At 69.0% G+C, this 23,096-nt stretch carries 25 protein-coding genes, 1 tRNA gene and 1 pseudogene; 7 read left to right on the forward strand and 20 right to left on the reverse strand.

Annotated elements, in window-relative coordinates; genetic code table 11:
• On the forward strand, nucleotides 1-1,828 hold a 1,828-nt coding region (gene tmk / locus SSQG_RS42855), incomplete at its 5' end, for a dTMP kinase (RefSeq protein ID WP_425314998.1).
• A gap of 314 nt (nucleotides 1,829-2,142) precedes the next feature.
• The gene (locus tag SSQG_RS21345) at nucleotides 2,143-3,348 is read left to right on the forward strand and encodes a DNA polymerase III subunit delta' (RefSeq protein ID WP_003991908.1); all 1,206 of its coding nucleotides are present in this window, start codon (nucleotides 2,143-2,145) and stop codon (nucleotides 3,346-3,348) included.
• A gap of 99 nt (nucleotides 3,349-3,447) precedes the next feature.
• Here the strand turns inward: SSQG_RS21345 and SSQG_RS42860 are convergent, their stop codons facing one another.
• Nucleotides 3,448-3,711 carry a hypothetical protein gene (locus tag SSQG_RS42860; RefSeq protein WP_244299543.1) on the reverse strand — a complete coding sequence of 88 codons (264 nt, stop codon included), beginning with the start codon at nucleotides 3,709-3,711 and terminating at the stop codon, nucleotides 3,448-3,450.
• Here SSQG_RS42860 and SSQG_RS21350 point away from each other — a divergent pair.
• Together SSQG_RS21350 and SSQG_RS21355 are read left to right on the forward strand one after the other, a co-directional pair.
• Nucleotides 3,599-5,121 (forward strand): annotated as a pseudogene (locus tag SSQG_RS21350) (alpha/beta hydrolase). The gene SSQG_RS42860 and the pseudogene SSQG_RS21350 sit on opposite strands and share 113 nt — an antisense overlap.
• A gap of 108 nt (nucleotides 5,122-5,229) precedes the next feature.
• Nucleotides 5,230-5,306: transfer RNA gene (locus tag SSQG_RS21355), tRNA-Thr, on the forward strand.
• A gap of 42 nt (nucleotides 5,307-5,348) precedes the next feature.
• Here the strand turns inward: SSQG_RS21355 and SSQG_RS21360 are convergent.
• The 15 genes from SSQG_RS21360 to SSQG_RS21430 all read right to left on the reverse strand — a co-directional run bounded on the left by SSQG_RS21360 (nucleotide 5,349) and on the right by SSQG_RS21430 (nucleotide 16,250).
• Nucleotides 5,349-6,734 carry a tyrosine-type recombinase/integrase gene (locus SSQG_RS21360; RefSeq protein ID WP_039933304.1) on the reverse strand — a complete coding sequence of 462 codons (1,386 nt, stop codon included), beginning with the start codon at nucleotides 6,732-6,734 and terminating at the stop codon, nucleotides 5,349-5,351.
• Between the two features lie 68 nt (nucleotides 6,735-6,802).
• Entirely contained in the window at nucleotides 6,803-7,003 is a 201-nt protein-coding gene (locus SSQG_RS21365; protein ID WP_003991911.1) for a helix-turn-helix domain-containing protein, read from the reverse strand.
• 242 nt (nucleotides 7,004-7,245) lie between these two features.
• Nucleotides 7,246-8,403 carry a DUF3631 domain-containing protein gene (locus tag SSQG_RS21370; RefSeq protein WP_039933306.1) on the reverse strand — a complete coding sequence of 386 codons (1,158 nt, stop codon included), beginning with the start codon at nucleotides 8,401-8,403 and terminating at the stop codon, nucleotides 7,246-7,248.
• Nucleotides 8,400-8,729 (reverse strand): hypothetical protein, encoded by a 330-nt coding sequence (locus tag SSQG_RS21375; protein ID WP_039933307.1) that lies wholly within the window; start codon nucleotides 8,727-8,729, stop codon nucleotides 8,400-8,402. Before SSQG_RS21375 ends, SSQG_RS21370 begins: the two co-directional genes overlap by 4 nt.
• Nucleotides 8,730-8,815: 86 nt before the next feature.
• Complete coding sequence (locus SSQG_RS21380; RefSeq protein ID WP_078506887.1) at nucleotides 8,816-9,778, reverse strand: bifunctional DNA primase/polymerase; 963 nt, start codon at nucleotides 9,776-9,778, stop codon at nucleotides 8,816-8,818.
• Nucleotides 9,779-9,867: 89 nt separating this feature from the next.
• A complete protein-coding gene (locus SSQG_RS21385; RefSeq protein ID WP_003991915.1) occupies nucleotides 9,868-10,158 on the reverse strand; it encodes a hypothetical protein in 291 nt (96 codons plus the stop codon).
• 12 nt (nucleotides 10,159-10,170) lie between these two features.
• A complete protein-coding gene (locus tag SSQG_RS21390) occupies nucleotides 10,171-10,629 on the reverse strand; it encodes a hypothetical protein (RefSeq protein WP_244299202.1) in 459 nt (152 codons plus the stop codon).
• Between the two features lie 175 nt (nucleotides 10,630-10,804).
• Nucleotides 10,805-12,949, reverse strand: a complete 2,145-nt coding sequence (locus tag SSQG_RS21395; protein ID WP_039933309.1) for a hypothetical protein — start codon at nucleotides 12,947-12,949, stop codon at nucleotides 10,805-10,807.
• Nucleotides 12,949-13,500 carry a hypothetical protein gene (locus SSQG_RS21400; protein WP_039933313.1) on the reverse strand — a complete coding sequence of 184 codons (552 nt, stop codon included), beginning with the start codon at nucleotides 13,498-13,500 and terminating at the stop codon, nucleotides 12,949-12,951. The genes SSQG_RS21395 and SSQG_RS21400 overlap by 1 nt, the downstream gene beginning before the upstream one ends.
• Nucleotides 13,497-13,772, reverse strand: a complete 276-nt coding sequence (locus SSQG_RS21405; protein ID WP_039933315.1) for a hypothetical protein — start codon at nucleotides 13,770-13,772, stop codon at nucleotides 13,497-13,499. The genes SSQG_RS21400 and SSQG_RS21405 overlap by 4 nt, the downstream gene beginning before the upstream one ends.
• A gap of 12 nt (nucleotides 13,773-13,784) precedes the next feature.
• Nucleotides 13,785-14,285 (reverse strand): hypothetical protein, encoded by a 501-nt coding sequence (locus SSQG_RS21410; RefSeq protein ID WP_003991919.1) that lies wholly within the window; start codon nucleotides 14,283-14,285, stop codon nucleotides 13,785-13,787.
• Between the two features lie 27 nt (nucleotides 14,286-14,312).
• A complete protein-coding gene (locus SSQG_RS21415; RefSeq protein ID WP_003991920.1) occupies nucleotides 14,313-14,654 on the reverse strand; it encodes an RRQRL motif-containing zinc-binding protein in 342 nt (113 codons plus the stop codon).
• Nucleotides 14,654-15,661: a hypothetical protein gene (locus SSQG_RS21420; protein WP_003991921.1), complete on the reverse strand. Its 1,008-nt coding sequence runs from the start codon at nucleotides 15,659-15,661 to the stop codon at nucleotides 14,654-14,656. Before SSQG_RS21420 ends, SSQG_RS21415 begins: the two co-directional genes overlap by 1 nt.
• Nucleotides 15,658-15,987: a hypothetical protein gene (locus tag SSQG_RS21425; protein ID WP_003991922.1), complete on the reverse strand. Its 330-nt coding sequence runs from the start codon at nucleotides 15,985-15,987 to the stop codon at nucleotides 15,658-15,660. Before SSQG_RS21425 ends, SSQG_RS21420 begins: the two co-directional genes overlap by 4 nt.
• Nucleotides 15,984-16,250 carry a DUF6284 family protein gene (locus SSQG_RS21430; RefSeq protein WP_039933317.1) on the reverse strand — a complete coding sequence of 89 codons (267 nt, stop codon included), beginning with the start codon at nucleotides 16,248-16,250 and terminating at the stop codon, nucleotides 15,984-15,986. Before SSQG_RS21430 ends, SSQG_RS21425 begins: the two co-directional genes overlap by 4 nt.
• A 711-nt stretch (nucleotides 16,251-16,961) precedes the next feature.
• Here SSQG_RS21430 and SSQG_RS21435 point away from each other — a divergent pair.
• Nucleotides 16,962-17,729: a transcriptional regulator gene (locus SSQG_RS21435; protein ID WP_003991924.1), complete on the forward strand. Its 768-nt coding sequence runs from the start codon at nucleotides 16,962-16,964 to the stop codon at nucleotides 17,727-17,729.
• A 3-nt stretch (nucleotides 17,730-17,732) separates the two neighbouring features.
• Nucleotides 17,733-18,206, forward strand: coding sequence for an NUDIX domain-containing protein (locus SSQG_RS21440; RefSeq protein WP_003991925.1), 474 nt, complete (start codon nucleotides 17,733-17,735; stop codon nucleotides 18,204-18,206).
• On the opposite strand, the gene SSQG_RS21445 is transcribed toward SSQG_RS21440, so the two are convergent.
• Nucleotides 18,194-18,760, reverse strand: a complete 567-nt coding sequence (locus SSQG_RS21445) for an HD domain-containing protein (RefSeq protein ID WP_039933319.1) — start codon at nucleotides 18,758-18,760, stop codon at nucleotides 18,194-18,196. The genes SSQG_RS21440 and SSQG_RS21445 overlap by 13 nt on opposite strands.
• A 1-nt stretch (nucleotide 18,761) precedes the next feature.
• On the reverse strand, nucleotides 18,762-19,223 hold the full coding sequence (locus SSQG_RS21450) for a GntR family transcriptional regulator (RefSeq protein ID WP_003991927.1): 462 nt from the start codon (nucleotides 19,221-19,223) through the stop codon (nucleotides 18,762-18,764).
• A 293-nt stretch (nucleotides 19,224-19,516) separates the two neighbouring features.
• Here SSQG_RS21450 and SSQG_RS39430 point away from each other — a divergent pair, with 293 nt between their 5' ends.
• Nucleotides 19,517-21,268 carry an ATP-dependent nuclease gene (locus SSQG_RS39430; RefSeq protein WP_003991928.1) on the forward strand — a complete coding sequence of 584 codons (1,752 nt, stop codon included), beginning with the start codon at nucleotides 19,517-19,519 and terminating at the stop codon, nucleotides 21,266-21,268.
• 162 nt (nucleotides 21,269-21,430) lie between these two features.
• Here SSQG_RS39430 and SSQG_RS41455 read toward each other — a convergent pair whose 3' ends face one another.
• A complete protein-coding gene (locus SSQG_RS41455) occupies nucleotides 21,431-22,006 on the reverse strand; it encodes a hypothetical protein (protein ID WP_003991929.1) in 576 nt (191 codons plus the stop codon).
• A gap of 167 nt (nucleotides 22,007-22,173) precedes the next feature.
• Nucleotides 22,174-22,941 (reverse strand): HNH endonuclease, encoded by a 768-nt coding sequence (locus SSQG_RS21460; RefSeq protein WP_003991930.1) that lies wholly within the window; start codon nucleotides 22,939-22,941, stop codon nucleotides 22,174-22,176.
• Nucleotides 22,942-23,096: the final 155 nt, after the last annotated feature.

Consider the following 23,096-nt stretch of genomic DNA (forward strand, 5'->3'; position numbering starts at 1 on the left):
GACGACCGTTCCGGCGTGCCGCTGCGGCAGGACCTGCAAGACACGCTGCTGCGCGGCGACGAAAACGGACCAGGCGCCCGCGGGCACCGGCTTCTTCATCGCCCTGGAGGGCGGCGACGGCGCCGGGAAGTCCACGCAGGCCGAGGCGCTCGCCGAGTGGATCCGCGGCAAGGGCCACGAGGTCGTGCTCACGCGCGAGCCCGGCGCGACGCCGGTGGGCAAGCGGCTGCGGTCGATCCTGCTGGACGTCTCCAGCGCGGGGCTGTCGCACCGCGCGGAGGCGCTGCTGTACGCGGCCGACCGGGCCGAGCACGTCGACACCGTCGTACGGCCCGCCCTGGAGCGCGGCGCGGTCGTCATCTCCGACCGGTACATCGACTCGTCCGTGGCCTACCAGGGGGCGGGCCGTGACCTGTCGCCGACCGAGATCGCCCGGATCAACCGCTGGGCCACGAACGGGCTCGTGCCGCATCTGACCGTCCTGCTGGACGTCGCGCCGGAGACCGCGCGCGAGCGGTTCACGGAGGCGCCGGACCGGCTGGAGTCGGAGCCCGCGGAGTTCCACGCGCGCGTGCGGGCCGGTTTCCTGACCCTGGCCGCGGCCGACGCCGGACGGTACCTGGTGGTGGATGCTGGCCAGGAGGCCGAGGCCGTCACGACCGTCATCCGGCACCGGCTCGATCAGGTGCTGCCGCTGTCCGAGGCCGAGATCGAGGCCCGGGAGGAGGCGCGGCGCAAGGCCGAGGAGGAGGCCCGCCGGAAGGCCGAGGAAGAGGCCGCCCGCAAGGCCGAGGAGGAGCGCCTGGAGCGCGAGCGCCAGGAACAGCTGGCGAAGCTGCGGGCCGAGGAAGAGGAGCGCAAGCGGCGCGAGCTGGAGGAGGCGCAGCGGCGCGAGGCCGAACGGCAGGCGGAGGAGGCCCGGCGGCGGGCCGAGGAAGCGGCCAGGAAGGCCGAGGAGGAGCGGGCGCGTCTTCTCGCGGAGGAGAAGGCCCGCGCCGAGGAGGAGGCCCGGCGCAGGGTCGAGGAGGAGCGGCGCCGCAAGCAGGCCGAGGAGGAGGCCCGGCTGCGTGCCGAGGCCGAGGCGCTCCGCCTGGAGAAGCAGCACAAGGCCGAGGAGGCCCTGCTGCGGGCCGAGGAGGCGCGGCGTCTCGCCGAGGCGGCCGCCGCGGCGGCGGAGGCCGGGCCGAAGAGTTCCGCTCCGGACTCCGGGTCGCGGCGTTCGTCCCGTCCGTCGCCCACTCCGGACGACGCGACCGTCCCGACGCCGGTGGTGTCGCCGGAGAACGCCCCCGGCCGGACCCCGGGCAGGTCCGAGGCCGAGCGGACCGCCGAGCTGCCGAAGCCGCCGGTTCCGCCGAGTGCGGGGGACGAGACGGCGGTGCTGCCGCCGGTCCGCCCTGAGGCGGACGACGAGGACGGCAGGACTGGCGGCAGGAGCGACGCCGGGACCGACGACAGGACTGAGGTCCTGCCCACGTTTCCTCCCGGTGCGGCGGACGACACGGCCGTGCTGCCTCCGGTCCGGCCGGGGGACGCCGAGGAGACGGCCGTCCTGCCGCCGGTGCGCGGCGACGGACCGGCGGACCGGGTGCCGCCCGGCTACTTCCGCGACGACGCCCCGGCCACCCGCCCCGACGGCACCGACGACCGTACGCGTGAGCTGCCCCAGCTGGACGCCGAGGGCAGGCCCCGCCGGCGTTCCGACTGGGCCGAGGAGACGCCGCTGGACGACCTGCCCTCCCTGGCGGACGAACTGCTGGGACCGCACGAGGACGAGCCGGACGAGGGGCGGGGCCGCGGCGGCAAGGGCCGGGGCCGGGGCCGCTGAGGCCGCTGCCGGCCACCGGGGGGCCGGGCCTCCGGTGGCCGGCCACTGTCCGGCTACTAGCCGTGTTCGGCGACTGGGCTCTGCCGGTGACTGGCCTCTGCCTCTGCCGGGTGGCCGGCACGGCCTCTGCCCGGATCCGGCGGCGGCTCGGGGCGAGCGGCCCCCGCCAGAGACCCGGCCCGGCCCCGCACCCGGCCCCGGCCCGGTGCCCCGCGACGGGCCGTTCCCCGGTTGTCAGTGGTCGGCCCCACAATGGATCTCGCAGCGGCAGTACGGTCCGCAGACGCGGACCTGAGGAAAGGGCGGCGTGACCCATGACCGTGTGGGACGACCTCGTCGGGCAGGAGCGGGTGAGCGAGCAGCTGGGCGCTGCCGCTCGGGACGCCGATGCCCTGGTCACCGCGGCCACCGCCGGCACCCCGCCGCCCGAGGCGTCGAAGATGACGCACGCGTGGCTGTTCACGGGCCCGCCCGGGGCGGGGCGGAACCAGGCGGCGCGGGCGTTCGCGGCGGCGCTGCAGTGCGTCAGCCCCGACCGGGCCCTCGGCGGTGCCCCGGGCTGCGGCTTCTGCGACGGCTGCCACACCGCCCTGGTCGGCACCCACGCCGACGTCACCACCGTCGCCGCGGTCGGCACGCAGATCCTCGCCGACGACATGCGCGACACCGTCCGCAAGTCGTTCACCTCGCCGGCGAACGGCCGCTGGCAGATCATCCTCGTCGAGGACGCCGAGCGGCTGAACGAGAAGTCGGCCAACGCCGTCCTGAAGGCCGTGGAAGAACCGGCCCCGCGCACGGTCTGGCTGCTGTGCGCCCCCTCCATCGAGGACGTCCTGCCGACCATCCGCTCCCGCTGCCGCCACCTGAACCTGAGCACGCCGTCGGTCGACGCCGTCGCCGACATGCTCGTACGCCGTGAGGGCATCGAGCCGGACGTCGCCGCCGCGGCGGCCCGCGCCACCCAGGGCCACGTGGACCGGGCGCGCCGGCTGGCCACCGACCCTGCCGCGCGCGAGCGCCGCGCCGCCGTGCTGAGGCTGCCGCAGCGGGTCGGGGAGATCGGCGGAGCGCTCAAGGCGGCCCAGGAGCTCGTCGACGCGGCCGCCGAGGACGCCAAGCAGCTCGCGGAGGAGATGGACGCCAAGGAGACCGAGGAGCTGAAGGCCGCCCTCGGCGCGGCCCAGGGCGGCCGGATGCCCCGCGGCACGGCGGGCGTGATCAAGGACCTGGAGGACAAGCAGAAGCGCCGCAGAACGCGAACGCAGCGCGACAGCCTCGACCTCGCCCTGACCGACCTCACGGCCTTCTACCGCGACGTCCTCGCCCTCCAGCTCGGCTCACGCGTGGCCATCGCCAACGCGGACGCCGAGGACGCCCTGGAGCGGCTCGCCCGCGACAGCTCCCCGGAGGCCACACTCCGCCGTATCGAGGCGATCGCCGCCTGCCGCGACGCCCTCGACCGCAACGTGGCACCGCTGCTGGCCGTGGAGGCGATGACCATGGCGCTCAGAGCCGGCTGAGCAGCAGCCCGGCCCCCGTCCGACTGGCACACAGGGGATGACCTCGTAATCCATACGAGGCACGACACGCACGCAGGGCGTCCATCCCGTCGCCCAGAGTTACGCTCGCTGGATGGACACAAGGCGCACCCACAGCACCGCCTCCGGCGCGATCCCCGGCCCCGTACCTCGCCGCGCAGGCTCCGGCGGCGCCCACCGCAGGACCCGTGGCGGGGCCAGGACCGCGGCCGGTCTCCTCGCCACGGCCGCGCTGCTCGTCTCCGCGTGCTCCTCCGGGAGCCCGTCGACGTCCGCCACCGCGGCGGCCGCGGCGGAGGCGGCGGTACTGGTCGCGTTGCCGCCGTCCACACCGGCGGCGCTCAAGCCGTACTACAGCCAGAAGCCGGCCTGGCGCGGCTGCGGCGTCCCCGGCTTTCCAGTGCGCCACCGTCAAGGCACCGCTCGACTACACCAAACCGTCGCCGGGCGACGTCCGGTTCGCCGTCGCCCGAAAGAAGGCACCGGCCCCGGGAAGGGGCTGGCTTCGCTGCTGGTGAACCCGGCGGGCCGGGCGGCTCGGCGATCGGCTACGTGCAGTCGTACGCCGGCATCGGCTACCCGGCCGAGGTCCGTGCCCGCTACGACATGGTGGCGGTCGACCCGCGCGGCGTGGCCGGCAGCGAGCCCGTCACGTGTCTGGACGGGCCGGGCATGGACAGGTACACCCGGACGGACATCACGCCCGACGACGAGAAGGAGACCACCGGGCTGGTCGCGGCGTACCGGACGTTCGCCGAGGGCTGCGGCGCCGACTCGCCCAGGCTGCTGCGCCATGTGTCCACGGTGGAGGCCGCCCGGGACATGGACATCGTGCGGGCGGCGCTCGGCGACGAGAAGCTGAACTACGTCGGCGCCTCCTACGGCACCTTCCTCGGGGCGACGTACGCCGGTCTCTTTCCAGGCCGGGCGGGCCGGCTGGTGCTGGACGGCGCGATGGACCCGTCGCTGCCCGCGCGGCGGCTGAACCTCGAACAGACCGCCGGGTTCGACACGGCGTTCCGGTCGTTCGCGAAGGACTGCGTGCGCCGGACCGACTGTCCGCTGGGCAAGGCGGGCACCTCGCCGGAGCAGGTCGGCCGTAACCTCAAGGCGTTCTTCGGGAAGCTGGACGCGCGGCCGGTGCGCACGGGCGACGCCGACGGCCGCCGCCTCACCGAGTCGCTCGCCACCACCGGCGTGATCGCGGCCATGTACGACGAGGGCGCGTGGCAGCAGTTGCGCGAGGCGCTGACGTCCGTGATGAAGAAGAACGACGGCTCCGGGCTCCTCGTCCTCTCGGACAGCTACTTCGAGCGGGACGCCGACGGCCGCTACAGCAACCTGATGTTCGCCAACGCGGCGGTGAACTGCCTGGACCTGCCGGCCGCCTTCGACACCCCCGACGAGGTGCGCAGGGCGCTCCCCGCGTTCCGGAAGGCGTCCCCGGTCTTCGGTGAGGGCCTCGCCTGGGCCGCCCTGAACTGCGCGTACTGGCCCGTGCACGCCACAGGCGAGCCGCACCGCATCGAGGCGAAGGGCGCGGCGCCCATCGTGGTGGTCGGCACCACCCGCGACCCCGCGACCCCGTACCGCTGGGCGCGGGCCCTGGCCGGCCAGCTCTCCTCGGGCCGCCTCCTCACCTACGAGGGCGACGGTCACACGGCGTACGGCCGCGGCAGCTCCTGCATCGACCGCACGATCAACGCCTACCTCCTCCGCGGGACCCCTCCCCAGGACGGAAAGCGCTGCTCATAAGCCCTGCTCCCAGCCCCGGAGGACCCACCTCCGGGGCTGGTACGGAGCACCCTGCGAAACTGTGTAGACTTACCGTCGTTGCTGATCGCACCATAGTGCGGACAGCGCGCCGCCTTAGCTCAGATGGCCAGAGCAACGCACTCGTAATGCGTAGGTCTCGGGTTCGAATCCCGAAGGCGGCTCCACTGAAACCCAGCTCAGACGGTGTCTGAGCTGGGTTCTTTTGTTCAGCGGATACGGCGTCGACGTTGTGCGCGTGCCGCGCGGCTGTTCGTGGTCTCAGTCTTGGTCTCAGTTACGGGTTCCAGGCGGGGCATGAACGTGTCTCCCATGCGGCGCATCGCGTCCTTCGAGAGGTGCGATCTGCCCTTCACGTACCGCCGGGTCTGGCTGATCTGGGTGTGCCGAAGGATCTCCATGATGGTCGGCATGTCCACCCCGAGCTCATTCAGGATCGTGCCGGCGGTGTGACGGCTCCCGTCGTACAGGCGCCGGTCGTCGATCCCGGCTTCTGCCAAGAGCTCCTTGAACTCTTCCCAGTCTTGGCGAGGGTCGAGGGGACGACCGTCCGGGCGGGTGAAGACCAGCTTGTGATCCTCCCACTCGTCTCCTGCCTCGGCGCGTGCCTCTTCCTGCTGTGTCTGGTGCTCGCGCAGGTAGGGGATGAAGGGCGGCGGGATGGGCACGGCGTCCCGGCTCTTCTTGGTCTTGGGCCGTGTGAAGACCAAGCCACCGCCTTTGCGGTCGGGGCATGCGCGGGCGTGACTCGTGCAGCCCTCCGGACAAGGCTTCGGACAACCGCGCTTGTAGCCCTTGTGGGGCGAGCAGTCGGGCGGGCACGGCTCGAACCGGTGGAACTTCGCGCCGCACGCGTGTGGATCCTTGCATCCGTGCCGCCATGTGAGGCGTTGAAGCTGCCATTCGGGGCGGAATAGCTCGTTGTCGAAGTCGACGTACGGCCACCTCAAGCCCAGGGTCTCGCCCTGTCGGAAGCCCATGCCGACGCCGACGCACCAGCGCATGAAGGTGGGGCGCTTCGCTGCGGCCTCCAGGAATGCCTTGGCCTCTTGGGTGGTGAACGGGTTCGCCTCGGTCTCGTCGACCGTGGGCGGGTCAACGAGGGTGGCCACGTTTTCGACGATCATCCGGCGGCGGTGGGCGATCTTCAGGGCGCGAGACAGGATGCGGTGCACCTTGAGCACGTGGGACGGCGCGTGTCCCTCATCGAGCATGACGCGGTACATCCGCTCCAGGTGTTCCGGCTGGAGCTTGTCGATTCGATGCTGGCCGATGCCGGGGATGATGTCGTTCCGGGTCTTGGACCAGTAGTCGTCCAGGGACCGGGGCTTGAGCTTCAGGCTCGCGATGTCGGTCAGGTAGGTGGTCATCCACTGGGCAACGGTCGGCTTCCGGCCGGCCTTGGGGGCGCGGCCCCTGTCGCGGAGGTCCTCCAGCTCGCGGACCTTGCGCTTGATCTCGGTCTCGGTCTTGGCGCGGCGGTGACGCCGGTCGGGCGAGCCGTCGTCCTTGACGCCCATGGTGACTCGGCCGTGAAACCAGCCGTCACTACCGAGGTAGATGGACGATTCCATGTTCGGCTTGCGGGGACTCAACGTGCTCCTCCATACGGAAGGCGCCCCCGGACGTGTTGTCCGGGGGCGCCTTTGTGGGGGTGGATTGATCAGTGGGAGACCGGTTCGAGGGCGTTGACGTACGCCTCAAGGTCGCTGCGGCGTATGCGGCGGGAACGACCCCGCTTGACGTACCTCAGGACCCCTTCGGCCATCAGCTCGTAGACGGTGGAGCGCCCGAACCGGAGAACCGTGGCGGCTTCCGTCGGGGTGTAGAGCAACTGGTCGGAGGGCGGGAGCGCGGTGCTCATGGAGACTGCCTTCCTGATCGGAGACTCTTGGGGCGGACCCCCTTGCCTGGAAGTCCGCTACATGCGCCACGGCTGCTACGCCGCAGGTCAGAGCGGGTTTCCGGCGTAGCGGTTGCGAGGGATGTAGCGGATGGGTCCGCTACGCGCTCGGGGGCTGTAGCGGTTCTGCGGTGTCTGTAGCGGGGGCGTAGCGGGTTACGTGGGTAACAGCCGCTACGCCGTTTCCGCTGGTCAGGTGGTGGTCAGTCGGTGGTGGTGGCGGGTGTAGCGGACTCCGTCGGCGTGGGGCAATAGCGCTTCCACGCGTCGTGAAGGTCCGCGGCGTAGTAGCCCTTGACGACCCCCGCCCCGGTGCGGATGTTGCGGGCCTTGATCGGGGTGTTGTCTGCGGTGACGTACTCCCCGAGTCGCTTGGCGAGTTGCCGGGAGTCGAGCGGCTTGCCGCCCATGTCGGCCCAGGGCGCTTCGTCCAGGGCGTTGAGGGCGGCGAGGATCTGCGCGGTGGGCATCCGGTCGGCGCCGTTGAACACCACGTCGCGCAGGTCGGTCAACAGCCGGATTCCCAGGGATGCCTTGTCCCCGACGGTGGCGGCGGCGACCAGCTCGGCGCACGCTTCGCGGGCACGCTCCGGCCAGTCACCTCCGGCCGCGTCGGCGATGGCGAGCAGGGGTTCCCACACGTCTGCGGGCCGGTCCGAGACGCCCTCGGGCATCTCGGGGAAAGCGTCCTGCACCTGGTCGCGGACGGTGTCCGCCCAGACCGCGAGTTGCTGGCGCAGGGCGCGGCCCTGCGGTTCGTGGATGCGGCTGCGGAAGGATTCCACGGTTTCGTTGGGGGCCCGCCGGCGCATGCGGATGATGACCGAGCGGGTCAGGATCGTGTCCGGGAGCCAGCCGAGACCGGCGACGGCGACCGCGGCGTACGAGGGGAAGGCCTGCACGCTCTGGTTGCCACCGTCCCCGACGCACCGGTACGAGACGCCGGTTCGCCGGTGTCCGGCGTTGAGCAGGCCGCGTAGTTCCTCGTTGTCCTTGGCCTTGGGGCCGAAGACGGTATCGATCTCGTCGAAGAGGATCGTGGGCCGTCCGTCCTCCATCCCGGACACCGCGCGGAACAGGGCGGCGGGGGAGGCGTTGACGGCCACCATGGGCTGCGGGACCAGGGTTCCGCAGATCTCCAGCGCGCGGGTCTTGCCGGAGCCCGGCTCAGGGGAGAGGAATGCCAGACGCGGGGTGGACTCGAACGCGTCCAGCAGGTGCGCGTGCGCGTCCCACAGGGTGACAGCGACGTAGGCGGCTTCGGTCGGGAAGACGTTGAAACGGCGGTGGAACGCTTCGACCTCGTTGAGCAGGGCGGCGCCGTCAATGGACGGGGCGGCGGCCTGGTTGCTGTCGGTCATGCGGCGTTCCTCCTTTCGGTGGGTGCGGCGGGAGCACCGGTGCAGGCGGATCGGTGGGCGTCGTACTCGGTGACCAGGGCGGCCACGTGGCCGGGGCCGGTGGCGGTGGCGGTCTGGCCGCAGGGGCATGCGTAGGCGGCGGTGGGCAGGGCGCCGGGTCGGGTGGACCAGCGGGCGCCGTCGTCGGGGTGCCGGTAGGTGGGCGGAGCGAAGATCCGGATACCGGGGGCGTGGGGTGTCGGGTCGGTTCCCGGGCTGGCCGGGAACCGGTTCGAGCGAAGGGCGGTGACGACGCCCTTGCGGGCGGCGCCTTTCGGCTCGCCCACGGCCGCATGGCCCACAGGCTGTGGAGCGGTGTGTGAGCCGGGGGTGGTGGCGGTGGGGCAGTCCAGGTGGGGGGAGTTGGGGCCGGTCATGAGGCTGCCTGCCGTGGGGTGGCATGCGTGATGACCCATTCCATGGCGCTGCGGATGGTCGTGCGGCACTCGGCCGGCGGCAGGCCGGTGGCCTCCCCCGCCGCCTGGATTGCCTGCTCTGCCACGTGCCGCGGGAGGTGGCCCCATGCGACGAACCGTGCGACCTTGCAGGCACTTCGGTGCAGGGTGTTGTTGCGGCCCTCCGGTCCGCCCTCGGTCGCGGAGACGATGACCGCGCATTCGCGTTCCAGCGCCACCTGTGCGGCGCGGGTGCCGTCCCGCACGGGCGCCAGTTCCACGACGGCGGGCTTGGGATGCTCGGTGAGCAGTGCGGCCAGCCACCAGGGGAGCGGAGCCACGGGCGCCTCGTCGTTCACCTCGTAGGCCCCGTCGGGGGTCGTGCTGCCGGGGGCGACGACGTATCCACCCCACGCTCGGGTGTCGATGTGCGGCCCGAGACGGTTCGCGCTGTTCTTCAGCCGCATCCCGGCGGGGGCGGTGAAGTACAGATGCTCACCACCACGTGCGGTCCGCACCCGGTAGGTGGCGGGGACGGTGTGGCCGGTGCGCTCGCAGAGCGCTTTGAGGGAAGTTGCGCCGTCAGGCGCTCCTTTCGGCTCTTCGGGCTTGCACACGTCCAGGTCGATAACGAGCAGCCCGGCCGGGCCGGTCGCGATCCCCACGTTGTAGGGGCGCGTTGCCCACGTGGCGCGGATCAACTCGGGGTTGGTGGTTGCGCGTTGCTCGGGCTTGCGGTGCCCGCTCGCGCAGCGGCCGGTGCCGGGGCAGGCCCGTTCGGGGTGCCCGGCCGGCCGCTTCGCGTTGGGGAGCAGGGGGATGACCGGCCAGCCGCGCTCTGCCGGCAACAGTGCGGAAGCGAGCAGGGGCAGGCAGGCCAGATCGGCGGTCAGGACGTCCGGGGGGCTGAGGGCTCGCCGGACGTCGGTGGGTTGCGTCATGCTGGGTGTCTCCAGTTCCTTGACGGGTTCTGGCTGGCAAGGGCGGCCCCGCGTTCATTGGCGTGAGGTGAGGGCCGCCCTTGGCGTAGCTAGAAGGGCGGTTCGTCGCTGTATCCGTTGGGCGCCCACGGATCGGGGTCCTGCCGGTGCCGGTACAGCCAGCGGGGGCGGCGGGGGATGGGCAGCAGGAACCAGCGGCGGTCCTCGTTCCAGCAGGTGCAGGGCTCCCAGTCGGTGCCCGCGTACTCGCCGGTGTCGTGGTCGCCGTAGTGGTGCTCGGTGCCGCCCACGCCGTCACAGTCGGCGCAGTCGGGGCGGGGCGTGTCGGTCAGGATCAGCGCGTTGCGCGGCCACGTGGCGCGCTGGATGCGCAGTCGCATTTGATCTCCTTGTCAGCCGTGGAAGTGGCTGCGCTTGATGACGGCCTTGCGGATGTTGACCGTGCTGCCGTTCCTGTCGTTGGCGACGCGTCCGGGCAGGCGCCAGGCGAGGACGGCGAGGGCGATCCACATCGCGGCTCCGGAGCCGAACCCGGCGGCGGCGTTGACGACTTCGCTCACGCCGTATCCGGCTCCGGCGGCGAGGGCGCCGCCCCCGAGACCGGCCCCCAGGAAGCGCTGGGCGACGGGGTCGAGCAGCGGCAGCGGGGTCAGGTCGCGCGGCTCCGGGACGGGCATGGGCGGCGGGGCGAGGTGCTTGGGCATGGGCACCATGCGGCCGTAGGCGTCCGGGACCCAGACGACCGGGACGCGTTCGGCGTACAGCTCCACCGGCCCCTGCGCGGGGGTCTGCAAGGGCTGCATCGCGGTGTCCGGGGTGGGCTCTCGGTAGGGCTCAAGAGGGTGGGTCACGGCCGGTTCTCCGATCACGGATCGTGACTGTCAGAGGGCAGGCTCTGACAGTCAGAAACGGGTGTCAGGCGTGATGTCAGGCCGTAAATCCCTGACTTCTCTATAGGCCGGGCCGCGCCCTGACTGTCAGAGTCAGAGCGCGGCCCTGACAGTCAGGGCGTCACGGTGGGTAGTGCTAGGCGGCGACGGCGATCGGGCGGACGATGGTGTACTCGCCCTGTCCGTCGCGCTGCAGGACGCCCTGTTCGGTGAGCTTCTTCAGCTCACCCTGGAGCCACGGGCGGGAGCGGCCGGCGGCCACCGTCGCGGGGATCAGGTCGCCGGGCTCGAAGGTGAGCCGGTCCTGTGCGGCCCATGCGTCGATCTGGCCGTACAGGGTTGCGCGGGCCTCCTCGGTGGACGGCCGGGCGGTCTGCTCGAAGGTGAGGTCCGTGTCCGGGTCGGCGTCGGGTACGTCGTCCTCCAGGCGGAGACGGGCGTAATCGGCGTCAGGCTCCGGGTCCGCCGGGATGTGGGACATCACGTCGTCATAGGCGTCCTGCAGTTCCATGGCGGCGGCCTCCTCTACGGCCGGGTCGACGGCGTCGATGTCGTCGTCCTCCCTGTCGTTCCACTCTGGTGCCGGGGCGGGAACGGCGTGCAGCAGGGCGGGCGCCGTCGCGGTGTCGGGGGCGTTGGTGCGGTTGGTGCCGTGGTGGGTGCGCCGTTCGTAGGCGAGACCGGCGGCCCGCGCGGACACGTCGTCCAGCGGGTCGCGGACCGCGGCGGCGGCGAGCACCATTTCCCGGATCTGCTCCTTGACCGTCTTGGTCAGGGAGCCGCGCACTTCGGTGGTCCACCGCTTGGCGGGGATGTTCATGCCGGTGGCGTAGGCGTAGCCGGGCCGGTCCGCACCCCAGTCCGGGATAGCGCCGGATTCGGTGACGCGGTCGGGCAGGCAGAACCCGGCGTCGGCGGCGTCGTCGACGCCGAAGCACGCGGCGGCTTGGAGGTTGGCACGCACGTCGGTGGACACGTTCTTCCAGGACGCGCGCTGGAGGCTGACGACCAGCCAGATGCCGACCGACCGGGCAGCACGGGCGATCTTGTCCAGGACTTCGAAGTCGGCCACGTCGGCCGCCTCTTCGATCCAGACCACCATGGCGTTGAGCTTCGAATCCGGGGTCCACTGGTCGAGCCCCTCGTTGGCCAGCTCCGTGCCACGCGCCGCGATCACTTCCGGCAGGCAGCGCAGCAGGGCTTTCGCCTCACGCTGTCCGCCGCGATTCTTGTCGACGAACCAGTCCAGCCCTTCGGCCATGTGCCCGACCGTCTGTTCGCCCTTGGACAGGTCGATCAGCCACACCGACAGCTTCCGCCGGGTCATCAGGTGGGCGAGCACCGTACGGGCGAACTCCGACTTGCCCGAGCCGGTGACGCCCATGACCAGCAGGTGCTGAAGGATCTCGGCAAGGAAGGGGTTGATCGACCAGACCTCGCCGTCGGCGTACAGGCCGACCGGGATCGGCTCCGTGGGCAGCAGGCCGAGTTCGGCCGGCGGGCGGAAGGGGACGCCGTCCTTGAGCAGGTCGGCCACGCGGGCGGAGAAGGTGCCGCGGGCGGCGTTGTCCGGGTTGCGGTCGACGGTGACTGCGGACGGCGGGACGTGCAGGGCCGCCGCGAGTTTCGGCGCGGCGCTCTGGACGTCCTCCATGGTCTTGCCGGGCGGTACGACCACGTCGGCACTGACCATGCCCTTTCCGTTGCCGCGCGCGTTCTTGACCTGCACCTTCTCCAGGCCGATGGCTTCGGCGAGCTTGCCCAGTCCGGTGGTCTCGGTCTCCTCGGTCTCGTCGTGGGCGTCGCGCATGATCTGGCGCACGTTCCACGACGCGGCGAACAGCCCGCCCCCGAGTAGCCACAGGTCTGTCATGGGGTGGCCGAACGGCCCGGCGGAGACCGAGCAGGTCAGCCAGCCCATGCCCGCGGCCACGCTCGCGGTGGCCTGTACGCGGCGGAAGCGGCGGAACTTGTTGGTGCCACCGGCCACCGCCCATGTCACGGCGGACAGCAGGACCCCGCCCGCCCCCATGCCGGCGGACGCGAGACCGGCGGACAGCGCGGAATCGCCCCACATCTCGTTGACCCCCCATCCGGCGACCGGGGGGAGGGCGGCGGCGCCGATCCAGGGCGGCAGGTAGGGCGCGGCCTTCGCGGCGAGGTGGTTGCCGATGGTGGACAGGACACCGCTCCGGCCGGTGGGCATGGTGGCCAGGGCGTAGCCGTTCTGGCCGTCCCAGCCGCGCACGGCGGAGGTGTTGTCGCGGTCGCGGCGGGCCATCAGTCCTCCCCGATCGTGAACGTCGGGCGGGCCTGCTTGCCGTTGCGCTTCTGCTTGGCCTCCTGCTCCGGCTTGACGAAGTGCCGGTCAAAGGCGTGTGCCATCTTCAGGGCGCCGACCCCGAGCGCCTTGGCAGCTTCCGCACTGACCTTGAGGTGTGCGGAGACCAGCCGGGCCTTGATCCGGGACTGTGCGCCGAAGGTGTACCACTTGCCCTTGTACTGCGAGAGCACGCCGTTCAGCTCCTCGGCGCGCATGCCGAGGATCAGGTACAGCTCGCGCCCAAGGTGGTTGATGGCCTTGGCCATGGCGATGATGTCCTTGTCGCTGCGGATCTCGATCCGCTCGATCATGTGGATCAGGCGGTCGCCCTGGTGTCGGTCGGACGCACCGCCCCCACCGCTGTCGCCGTTGAACCCGGCGTTCCCGCCCGGGTTGCCACCGGTGTTCGCGCCGAAGTTGACGTTGTAGGTGCGTTCCTTGTGGGTGTGCCGCTTCGGCCCGCCCGAGGGGGCGCCGTTGGGCGGGGCGCCGTTGGTGGGGGTGCTCATGTGTCGTCCTCCTCGAAGACGAGCGACCGACCGAGCAGCCGTGACGTGGCGATGTGGTCGACGGTCCATCCGTCGTCGACCGCGTCGGCGGCCTGCTCGATGAGCCGGTGGGATGCCGCGAACCGTGCCGTGACGGTTGCGGCGTACAGGTCGGTAGGCCGCCAACGGGACTGACCCGAGACGGCGTAAACGAGGGCGCTCACCCGGCGGACCGCTCGGGAGCCGAGGGCCCACGAGCGGTCCAGCAGGGCGGCGCGGCGCGTGCCGAACACAGCCCGCCCCCTTCAGCCCTTGCGGCGGATGGCCAGCCACGCCGTCTGAACGGCCAGCGTGACCAGCAGCCACAGCACGGGCAGCGGACCGGCCGTCGGGCCGAACCCGGCGGCCAGGGCCAGCCAGGCCAGCGCGGACGTGCCGCCCGTGGCGAGACCGATCCGCCACAGCAGCACCGAGCGGCCGGCGCGGCGGCGCAGCAGCGCGAAGGCCAGCCAGGTGAGCGGGGCGACGGCGAGCGGGGCGAGCAGCAGGCCCGACCACCACGCCCACCAGTGCAGCAGCGCCGTGACCGGCAGCGCGACCGTGGCGAGGGTGAGCGGCGCCATGGCACGACGGTGCTTCCACAGCAAGCGGGCCAGGAAACCGAACGCCTCACGGGTCAGTGACGGACGCTCCGGGACAACGACCACGAACGGCTGCGCGCCCCGGCGGCCGCGCTGACGCGGAATCTGGACGGTGTGGACGCCCGCGGCCCTCTTCGAAGCGCGGGTACGAGTACGGCTGGACACAGCGAAACTCCCAGGAGACGAAGGGATTCAGGCGGCGCGCTGTTCGTCGGCCGGGTAGGCGCAAGGCGCACACATCCCGAGCGATACGGGGATCACGTAGCCCGCGTCGGCGTGGCACTGCGGGCACATGCGGCGGGCGGCGTTGGCCTTGACCAGGGCCGCCCACTTCGCGGGCGTCATCGGCCTGACCGGCTTGGCCTGCTCGATGCGGTAGAGGTAGGCGACCAGCGGGTCACGGCGGCGGCGCGGACGCTCCACTTGCGCGGCCACGTCCTGGCCTCCCGGTCGCAGCCCAAGGGCCCTCAGTTGGCGGCGCGTGGCCAAACCGTCAGGGGCAAACCGCCACCGGTAGGTGGGGATGCCGGCCATCAGTTGCCCGCGATGGCCAGCTCAGCCCCGCCGGCGCCGGGGTCGCGAAGCTCGGCATAGCGCGCGGACACCCAGCCGACCGACCAGCTGCACAGCTCCGCCGCCTGGCGCACCGACAGGCCCGACGTGAACGCGGCGGCCACGATCCGGCGCGCCTCGTCCTCCGGCAACTTCACCTCAGCCGGGCCTCGCTTCAGCAGCGCGGCGCGTTCACGCTCAGCCCGCTCCTCGCGTTCACGGCGTTCACGCTCGGCCTGCTCGGCGCGCTCGCGCTGCTCGGCTTCGGCCCGCTGCCGGGCCTGCTGTTCATGCCTCAGCCGCTCTTGTTCACGCTGTTCACGCTCGCGTTCACGGCGTTCACGAGCCTCCCGCTCGGCAGCCTCGGCCCGCTCCCGGGCTTCCCGCTCCTCGCGCCGTTGCCGCTCTTCCCGCTCAGCCTGCTCTCGAGCGATGCGGGCTTCGTGTTCACGTTGTTCACGCGCCAACTGCGCGGCGTGCTCGCGCTCCTCGCGGGCCTCCGCGCGGGCCTGCTCGGCTCGTTCCCGGGCCGCCTGCTCCCGCCGCTCCCGCTCGGCTGCCTGCTTGGCTTCCAGGGCCGCCACGGCGGCGGCGATGGCTCGCCGGTAGGCCAGACTGGTTTCCGCTGTGACGATCAGCAGCAGCGGCGCCACGGAGTGGACGGCAACTCCGACCAGGTCTTTCTTCAGCGCGGAGTCAGCCGTGTTGAGCGCGAGCGTCATCAGGCCGGTCATCCACCGCAGCACGATCGGCCAGCGCCCGCCGTGCCCGCCCAGACGGGCCAGCACATCATCGAGCTTGACCACGATGACCACCGCCGCGTCGACCACGAGCGGCAGGATCGGCGCCGTCCAGTCCCACGCTTCGGCCGTGTGCTTGGCCATCAACGGCGTCACGGTGAGGATCGAGTACAGCATCGCCCCGCACACGATCAGCCACGTCCCGCCCGACAGGGCGCGCTCCGCTGAACGCGTCTGAACACTGTTCACGCCGCACCCCCTACGCGCTCAGGGGCGCATGCGTCGCTGTAACCGGTCAACTCCAACGTGGCGCCCGCGAAGTCGGCGGACGCCTTCAGCACGCGCGTCCGGCCGTCGCTCTGCTCTCGGTAGACCACCGTGTCCGGGGAGATGTCCAGCGCCTCCCGCCAGACCTCGAAGTCCGGCAGGCCGCGGTGGAAGCTCAGCTCCAGCCGGTCCGGGTAGATGGGGGTCACCTGGACGTCCGGCGCGGGGAGGTGGCTGAAGTCCACGGCCAGCAGGCGCAGCGCCCGCAGCGGCACGGCCAGGCTGTCCAGCGTCAGGTTCTCGCTCACGCCCCAACCTCCGTCACCGTGCGGGTCTGGTTCGTGAGCTCGCGACGCGCGGCCAGCACCTTACGGCGGGCCCGGCGCAGCCGTCGCGCGTCCAGCTCGGTCACCGGCCGGTCCATGAGGCTGATCCGAACGTCCAGCTCCTCGACCTCCGCGCGGATTAGGGGCATCTCGGCGTCGATGGCGTCCAGCTCCGCGTCCGTCGGTTCGCGGTCCTGCTCGGTCGCGTCGATGTCGGACAGCGGGTGAAGGGGGAGAATCTTCATGGGTCGTGTTCCTCTCGAAGTGTGGAACGGCCCGAACGCGGCTCCCGGGTGGCACCCCGGGGGCCGCTTGCCGTTGAAGCCGGGAACGTCTCGGCTCCCCGCGCCCCGCCCGTACGGCCCCCGCGCGGTACGCGGGCCCGGACGGGCGAGGGAGGCAACCGGCCGCAGCGCTAGCCGCTGCGATGGCAGGTAGAGAGCGGACCGGTTCGGCCGTGAGCGTGCGTTCCGCTCGCGGACCTGGATGACGTACTGGCGCCCGCCGGCCGATCCGTCACGGCGGCGCCCAAAGTCTTCGTCGATGCACTGGAATGCCTCTCTGCCGAGGTCAACAGGGGTGAAGCACTGCAAGGGGGACCACGTCCCCACCCTCCGGCCGTTGCTCGCGGTCGCCGGGCCACCTCGCCAGTACGGGCCGAAACCCTGTTCTGCCTGGCCTTCAGCGGGATTGCAGCGTCCCCGCCTTCTGCGCATGCGGCATGAAGCCGCCTTCCGGCCGAGGTGTTGCGTTCGGCCGTTGCAGTACCTGTTTTACAGGTACTGCATGAGGGTCCGTCAAGTACGTCGAGGGAACCTCTCGTTCTTCGCGCCTGGACTTCTTGGCGCACCATCAGAATCGCCGCAGGTCAGGGGCGTTCGTAACCGCACTCTTGGAAACCTTGGGGAGCGCTGACTACGCTCAAGAAGTCCCTACAAGTCCCTCAGGGGGTGTAGATGTCCAACGAGCGCTTGAGGTCGGCTCTGTTAGCGCGTGGCATGACTGTTCAGGACCTGGCCGAAGAGATCGGCGTCATCCCGAAGACGGTCGAGCGTTGGATTACGCAAGGGAAGGTGCCGTACCGGCGTCACCAGTACGCGACAGCGACAGCGCTCAAGGTTGACGTGACAACGATCTGGGAAGACGGCCGGACCATCGAGAGCGCGGCGGACCTGTCCAAAGCCGAGATAGTGACCGTCTACCCGCACCGCCATACGGTGCCACCAGGGCTCTGGCGAGAGCTCTACGGCCGCGCTGAGCGGAACCTGGACGTGCTCGTCTACTCCGGGTTGTTCCTCTCCGAGGACCCGCTGTTCCATGACCTGGTGAAGGCAAAGGTAGAAGCCGGAGCCCAGGTGCGCATCCTGCTCGGCGACCCCGAGTGCGCTGCCGTACGCCAGCGCGGCATCGACGAGGGCCACCAGATCATGGGCGGCAAGATCCGCAATGCCCTGCTCCACTACCGCGCCCTCATGCGGAGCCATCCGGACATCGGCTTCCGGCTGCACGACTCGACGCTCTACAACTCGATCTACCGGGCCGACGACGAGATGCTGGTGAACCCTCATGTCTACGGCATCGGCGCCTTCATGGCGCCCGTCCTTCATCTGCGCCGTCTGCCTGGTGGCGGCATGTTCGACACGTACGCGAATAGCATCGAACACACCTGGGAGAACGCCCGCCCGATCACCGAGCAGGACACAGCAAGTATCACGGGAGTCTGAACCATGGGACGTATCGACTACCTGCACGACCCCGATGCCCCGCCGGCCAACTCGGTTGTGCCGTCCGTCGTCGCGTTCGTGCAGAACGACGCGGGACAGGTGTTGATGATTCAGCGCTCCGACAACGGGCGCTGGGCACTGCCCGGTGGTGGTCACGACGTGGGGGAGTCGATCAGCAACACCGTTGTGCGCGAAGTCTGGGAAGAGACCGGAATCAAGGCGGAGGTCGTCAACGTGTCCGGGCTCTACACGGACCCCGGACACGTGATGCAGTACGACGACGGCGAGGTGCGCCAGCAGTTCAGCATCTGCTTTCGCGCGCGGCCGGTCGGCGGTGAACTCCGTACGAGCAACGAGACGACTCAGGTCCGCTGGGTCGACCCAGCGGACCTGACGACGTTGGACGTGCACCCCACGATGCGGCTCCGGATCGAGCACGCCATGGACGGGGCGCGCACGACTCCCTACATCGGCTGACGCTTGGCGGCGGCGACGCGTTCGAGCACGCGGGAAGTGCAGGCCAGGATCTCCGGCTCGGCCCGGCGGATGAACTGCCCGATCAGGCTGTCCGGCCCGTATCGCCCGGCGATCTCATTGATCCGGTCGACCGGGTTCGTGGACGTGCCGTCCGGCGTGGTGTTCATGTCGCAGTAGCAGAGCGCATCGTTCAGGTGCGCGCTCTCGCGAGGAAACTCGCCCTCCAGTTCCTCGCGCATACCGCGTGCATCCGCCTCCATCCAGGCGCAGGAGTGGTGAGCGACGAGGTTGATGACCCGTTTGTCGGCGCCGGCCACATCCCGGAGGTAGCGCGCGCCGTCCAGCGGGTGAAAGCCCGTCTTGGCCAGGTCCGGCGCATAGCCGATGTCGTGCAGGACCGCTGCGGCCTCCAGCAGGTCGGCGTCCTGGTCGAGAACGAGCCCGATCGTGCGGGCCCGCTCGGCGACCCCAAGACAGTGCTTCCACCGCCGCGGCAACGGCTCAGCGAGCAGGGACTCAGCCAGGGGATAGGCCCACTCCGTCAACTTCGGCAAGCTACGAACGCTCCTCTCGAGTTGGCACGGCGCGGACCGTCCGTACCTTGCCCTGTCCGCCCCCCGCCAGCACGCCGGCTGCCTCCAACTTTTCCAGGGCCTTGGTTACCGTGGGTCGCGAGACCCTAAACCGTCCGGCCAGCGCGGAGGCGCTGGGGAATGGTTGCCCCACTTCGAGCCCGTCAGCTGTGATGACGTCCGCGATCCGCTGTTCGAGCGGGCGCCGGTCGTGATTCACCCCAGCGCGCACGACGTGCCACCGTCCGCCCGGCACTGGTTCGGCCACACCTTCCTGCTTCAGCACAGCGAACGCGCGGAGCGCGACCCCACGCGAGACCTTGTGATCGCTCATCACCTCAGAAACAGCCGGAAGCTCCGTCATGTCCGGCTCCGCCTCGATCCGTGTCTTCAGCGTGTCGGCGATTTTCAGGAAGGTCCCCCGAGGGTTGGCCTGCTGCGACACTCGCTCTCCCTCCGCTTGACCATGCTCTCCCCTCAAGAATCCCACGGCTCACGACCGTCGTGGAGAGCTCGGACGGCCATCCCATCTCGCTGAAGCGCTAGGTGTAGGGCCCGGCGTGGGGTGCAGGGTCGAGTGCTTCATCCCAACGTGCGGAGTGCGCTCACGCGGGCATCAGAGGAGCGAACACCACCTCTGCCGACTGTTGACAGGCGATTTTCACGAACGCCACTCACAACGCCGTTTGTGGTGGTAAAAAGGTCAACCGTTACCTATCTCGAAATTGTGAGGCCAACATGGGTATCCCGACTGGATCGGATGGCAACTCGGGCAGCTTCTCGATTTCGATCACGGGAGTTGAGTTGGCATCAGGCGCCAGACTAGAGCTTCCTAAGTCGGGCGTTACCGCCATTGTGGGTCCAAATAACTCAGGGAAAACGACTTTTCTCCGTCAAGTCAGACAGCATGTAGCCCAGGGTGTACAAGCGGCAAACTTGGGGCACCCGGCTTTGGTACTTCGAGTTGAGATGGATAGGACCGGCACGCTCGACGATGCGGTGGCATGGCTGAAAGAGCATGCCCCGATGACGGAAAGTGAGAGCGGGACCTTCTTTCACCCTCTCAACGGGACGGCTTTTCACGAGATTGCCGTTCGGCAAACACTTCAGGCCGGCCTGTCTCGCGGGATGGGGGAGCTTCAGAACCTGCTTGTCTTTTATGGTGATGCATGGGGTCGACTTAATGGAGCGCAGGCGACAGAGCAGAGGAACTCCATTTCGGATCCTGCGACATCACCTCTCCACCTTCTTCAGGACGACCATGAGATATTCGAGGAGCTAAATCGAATCAGCCTGAATGTCTTCCGACGTCCTCTGACCTTGGATCGCCTCAGCAAGAATGTCAATCTCAGGGTGGGGCAAACTGATGTTCCCGCGCCGTCAATCGATCGCATCACGAAGGAATATCTAAGCGCCCTCTCCTCCCTGCCGCAGTTGATGATGCAGGGGGACGGAATGAGAAGTCTGATCGGACTGCTAGCGCCACTGGTTACGTCCACATATCCCATTGTCTTCATCGATGAGCCCGAAGCCTTCCTGCACCCGCCGCAGGCAGCCGCCATTGGAAAGATCCTCGGGGAGCAGGCAAGGCTCAAGGGGATTCAGATTATATTGGCCACTCATGACCGGAACCTTCTTGCAGGTCTCCTTGAATCGGAGGCGAATGTATCGATTGTCCGGCTAGATAGGTCGACCGAGGATGAAACTATTGCCCGGCAGCTCGATTCTGATGATTTGAGAAAAATTTGGAATGATCCAGTTCTGCGCTATTCTAATGTGCTCGACGGGCTTTTTCATCGGCTTGTTGTCCTTGCGGAGGGTGACAGAGATTGTCGTTTCTACGCGGCAGCCCTAGAGGCGGCCGCCTCGGATATCCGCCTACCTTTCCCTCCCGGTGATGTTCTCTTCGTTCCAAGTGGTGGAAAGGCCGGAATGCCTCGACTTGCCAGGGTCCTTCGATCAGTTGATGTGCCCGTGGCGGTAAGTCCAGATCTGGATGTTTTGAACAACCGTGAAACGATCAAGGCGATCGTGGGTTCGCTTGGAGAAGACTGGCAGGATATTGATCAGGACTACGCTCTGGCTACTGTTTCATTCCGCCAGTCACGCGATAAGGTGACTATTGGGCAGGTCCTTTCGGCGCTGAATGGAATTTTCTCAGGCAGGGAGGGGGAGGTTTTTACGGCTGAGGTAAAGCGAGACTTCTCCGCGCAAATCCGCTCGAAGGAAAGCCCTTGGTCGAGCTTGAAGGAGTACGGAGAGTTGGCTTTTAGGGGGCAGGCTGCACAAGCAGCGGAGCGACTTCTTGCGAAACTCGACGCGATGGGTATCGTGGCTGTGCGTGTTGGGGAGTTGGAGCGATTTGCCCCAACTCTTGGGGTCGCCAAAGGAGCAGCATGGTTGCCTGCCGCGATTGAGGCTGGGGCTCACAAAGGAGTTGCGGCACGTCGGCATGTAGCTGCTCTGGCCGAGACACTAAGCGGTGCTTGACCGATAGGCCGTCCCCGGGCAGTAGAGCGACCGATCACCGTCATCTTCCAGAAGTGTGTAGCCCAAGGAGTGGCAGAGGCATGCCCCACCTTGATCTAATAGGACGGGGGCAGCGAGGCGTCTATCGGGCTGAGGTGTGGTGGGTCGTCAGCCCCACACCGCTTAGGCGTTTCCCCATGCTTCAAAGAATCGATTGCGATCGTCCTCAGTCTCGTACGTTCGCCGGCTGGCAAGCAGCACGTGCCAGGCAGAGGTCTCAGCGTCACGCAGCCACAGCTTTCCGAGGTAGCGACCACCTGCTACGAACGTGTTGTGGTCCAGTGCGCCGCCGATCACTTCAGCCACGGCATCGCGCTGCTGCTCGTCGAGGGCTCCCAGGAAACTGAGGACGCGGCCGGCGATGCCTCCTTCGTTTCCGTCGATCAGGTACTTGAAGAAAGGGCCACCTGCGTTGGCGGGATCAACGTACATAGCAGCATCACCTCCAACACGCCGCAGCGCATCCCAGAACTCACGCCCTTCGGGGGTACCCGGCAGAGGGAGCGCGGCGAAGAGGTCCACCAGATGGCCGTTGGCCGCTTGGTTGTAGGCGACGTCACAGGCCGCCGCCGATGCGATCCCCGCGACGTGTTCGGTGTTCAGCCCTACGTCCTCTGGCCAATCCAGTGGAGTGTTCAGCTGGCGGGTAAGGTGCTGGGCCAGTTCGCCATCTTCGCCTAGGTAATGCCGGACGATCACAAGTTCCCCCAGTTCAGCGCCAGATGGCGCATAGGGCGGCTTCCTTCCACGTGCCAGTCTGCCCAACTTGGCCCTGATGCACTGAGGCATTTTGACAACGTCCGGAAAGGGCCCATGCTGCTGACCCTTTGCAGGGTGTGTAGGTCGGGGTCCGGTACCTGCCTTGCTCAGTACCTCCTGGCGTCCGAGAGAGAAGCCGCAGCACTCTGGATGTTGTCGGCTGCGTTGTTGAGGGCTGTTGGTAGATCTACCACGCGTGCCAGGGTCTGAGCGGCGGAGACCAGCAACTGGATGTTGTCTTGCAGGTGCGCGAGGTCGTCCCCCGCGTCCATCAGCAAGGGGGCGTTGTCCTGGAGGTGTGCCAGGTTACGGCTGGCCTCATAGACCATCCAGGCCGTGTCCTCTGAAATGCCTGGCGAACGTCCTTGCATGCGCTCGAGATCAGATTTCAGGACCTTGAGGAGAGACGACAACTCCGGTACTCGGTCCGCGAGAGTGCCCAGCACCGGAGCAAGCCGATCAACGTACTGTGCCTGCGCTTCTTGGATCATCGTGACCAGCCGAGTTTCGGTCAGTCCGCTCAACCCTGCTAGGGCGTCTTGCCCCTCGGCTTCGCGAACACGCTTCCATCCCTCAAGGATGTCAACGGTGTACTCCTCGCCGTCCGTGCCGTCCACGCGCTTATGGTGCACATTGCACAACAGCAGCAGGTTGGCGAAGCTGTTCCTCTCTTCCACGCTCCACGAGGGGTCGTACCGCTTGCCGCCTGCCTTTAGGGCGCGAATGTGAGCGATGTCCAGGTTGAGAACGGGCTTGCCGTCGATGATGCGCACTGTCGGCGCTCCACAGCGGGGGGCGTAGCAGCCGCCCCTCGCTAAGGTCATGAGCGCGGCAATGGTCGTGTTGTCGTACTTCCTGTGAGGCTCCTCGGTCATGGTTCCTCCTCTACTCGGCAGTCCTGCCAGGAACCATAGAGGTGGGCACTGACAACAGGCCTGGAACGCGGCGTAGTTGATGGGACCCTGGCGCAATGCCACTGGTCTCAGATGCGGTCTCACTTGCAGCGGTTTCCGGAGCCGTCCGGTGGTGT

The organism is Streptomyces viridochromogenes DSM 40736 (genome assembly GCF_000158955.1).
GTDB classification, from domain to species: domain Bacteria; phylum Actinomycetota; class Actinomycetes; order Streptomycetales; family Streptomycetaceae; genus Streptomyces; species Streptomyces venetus.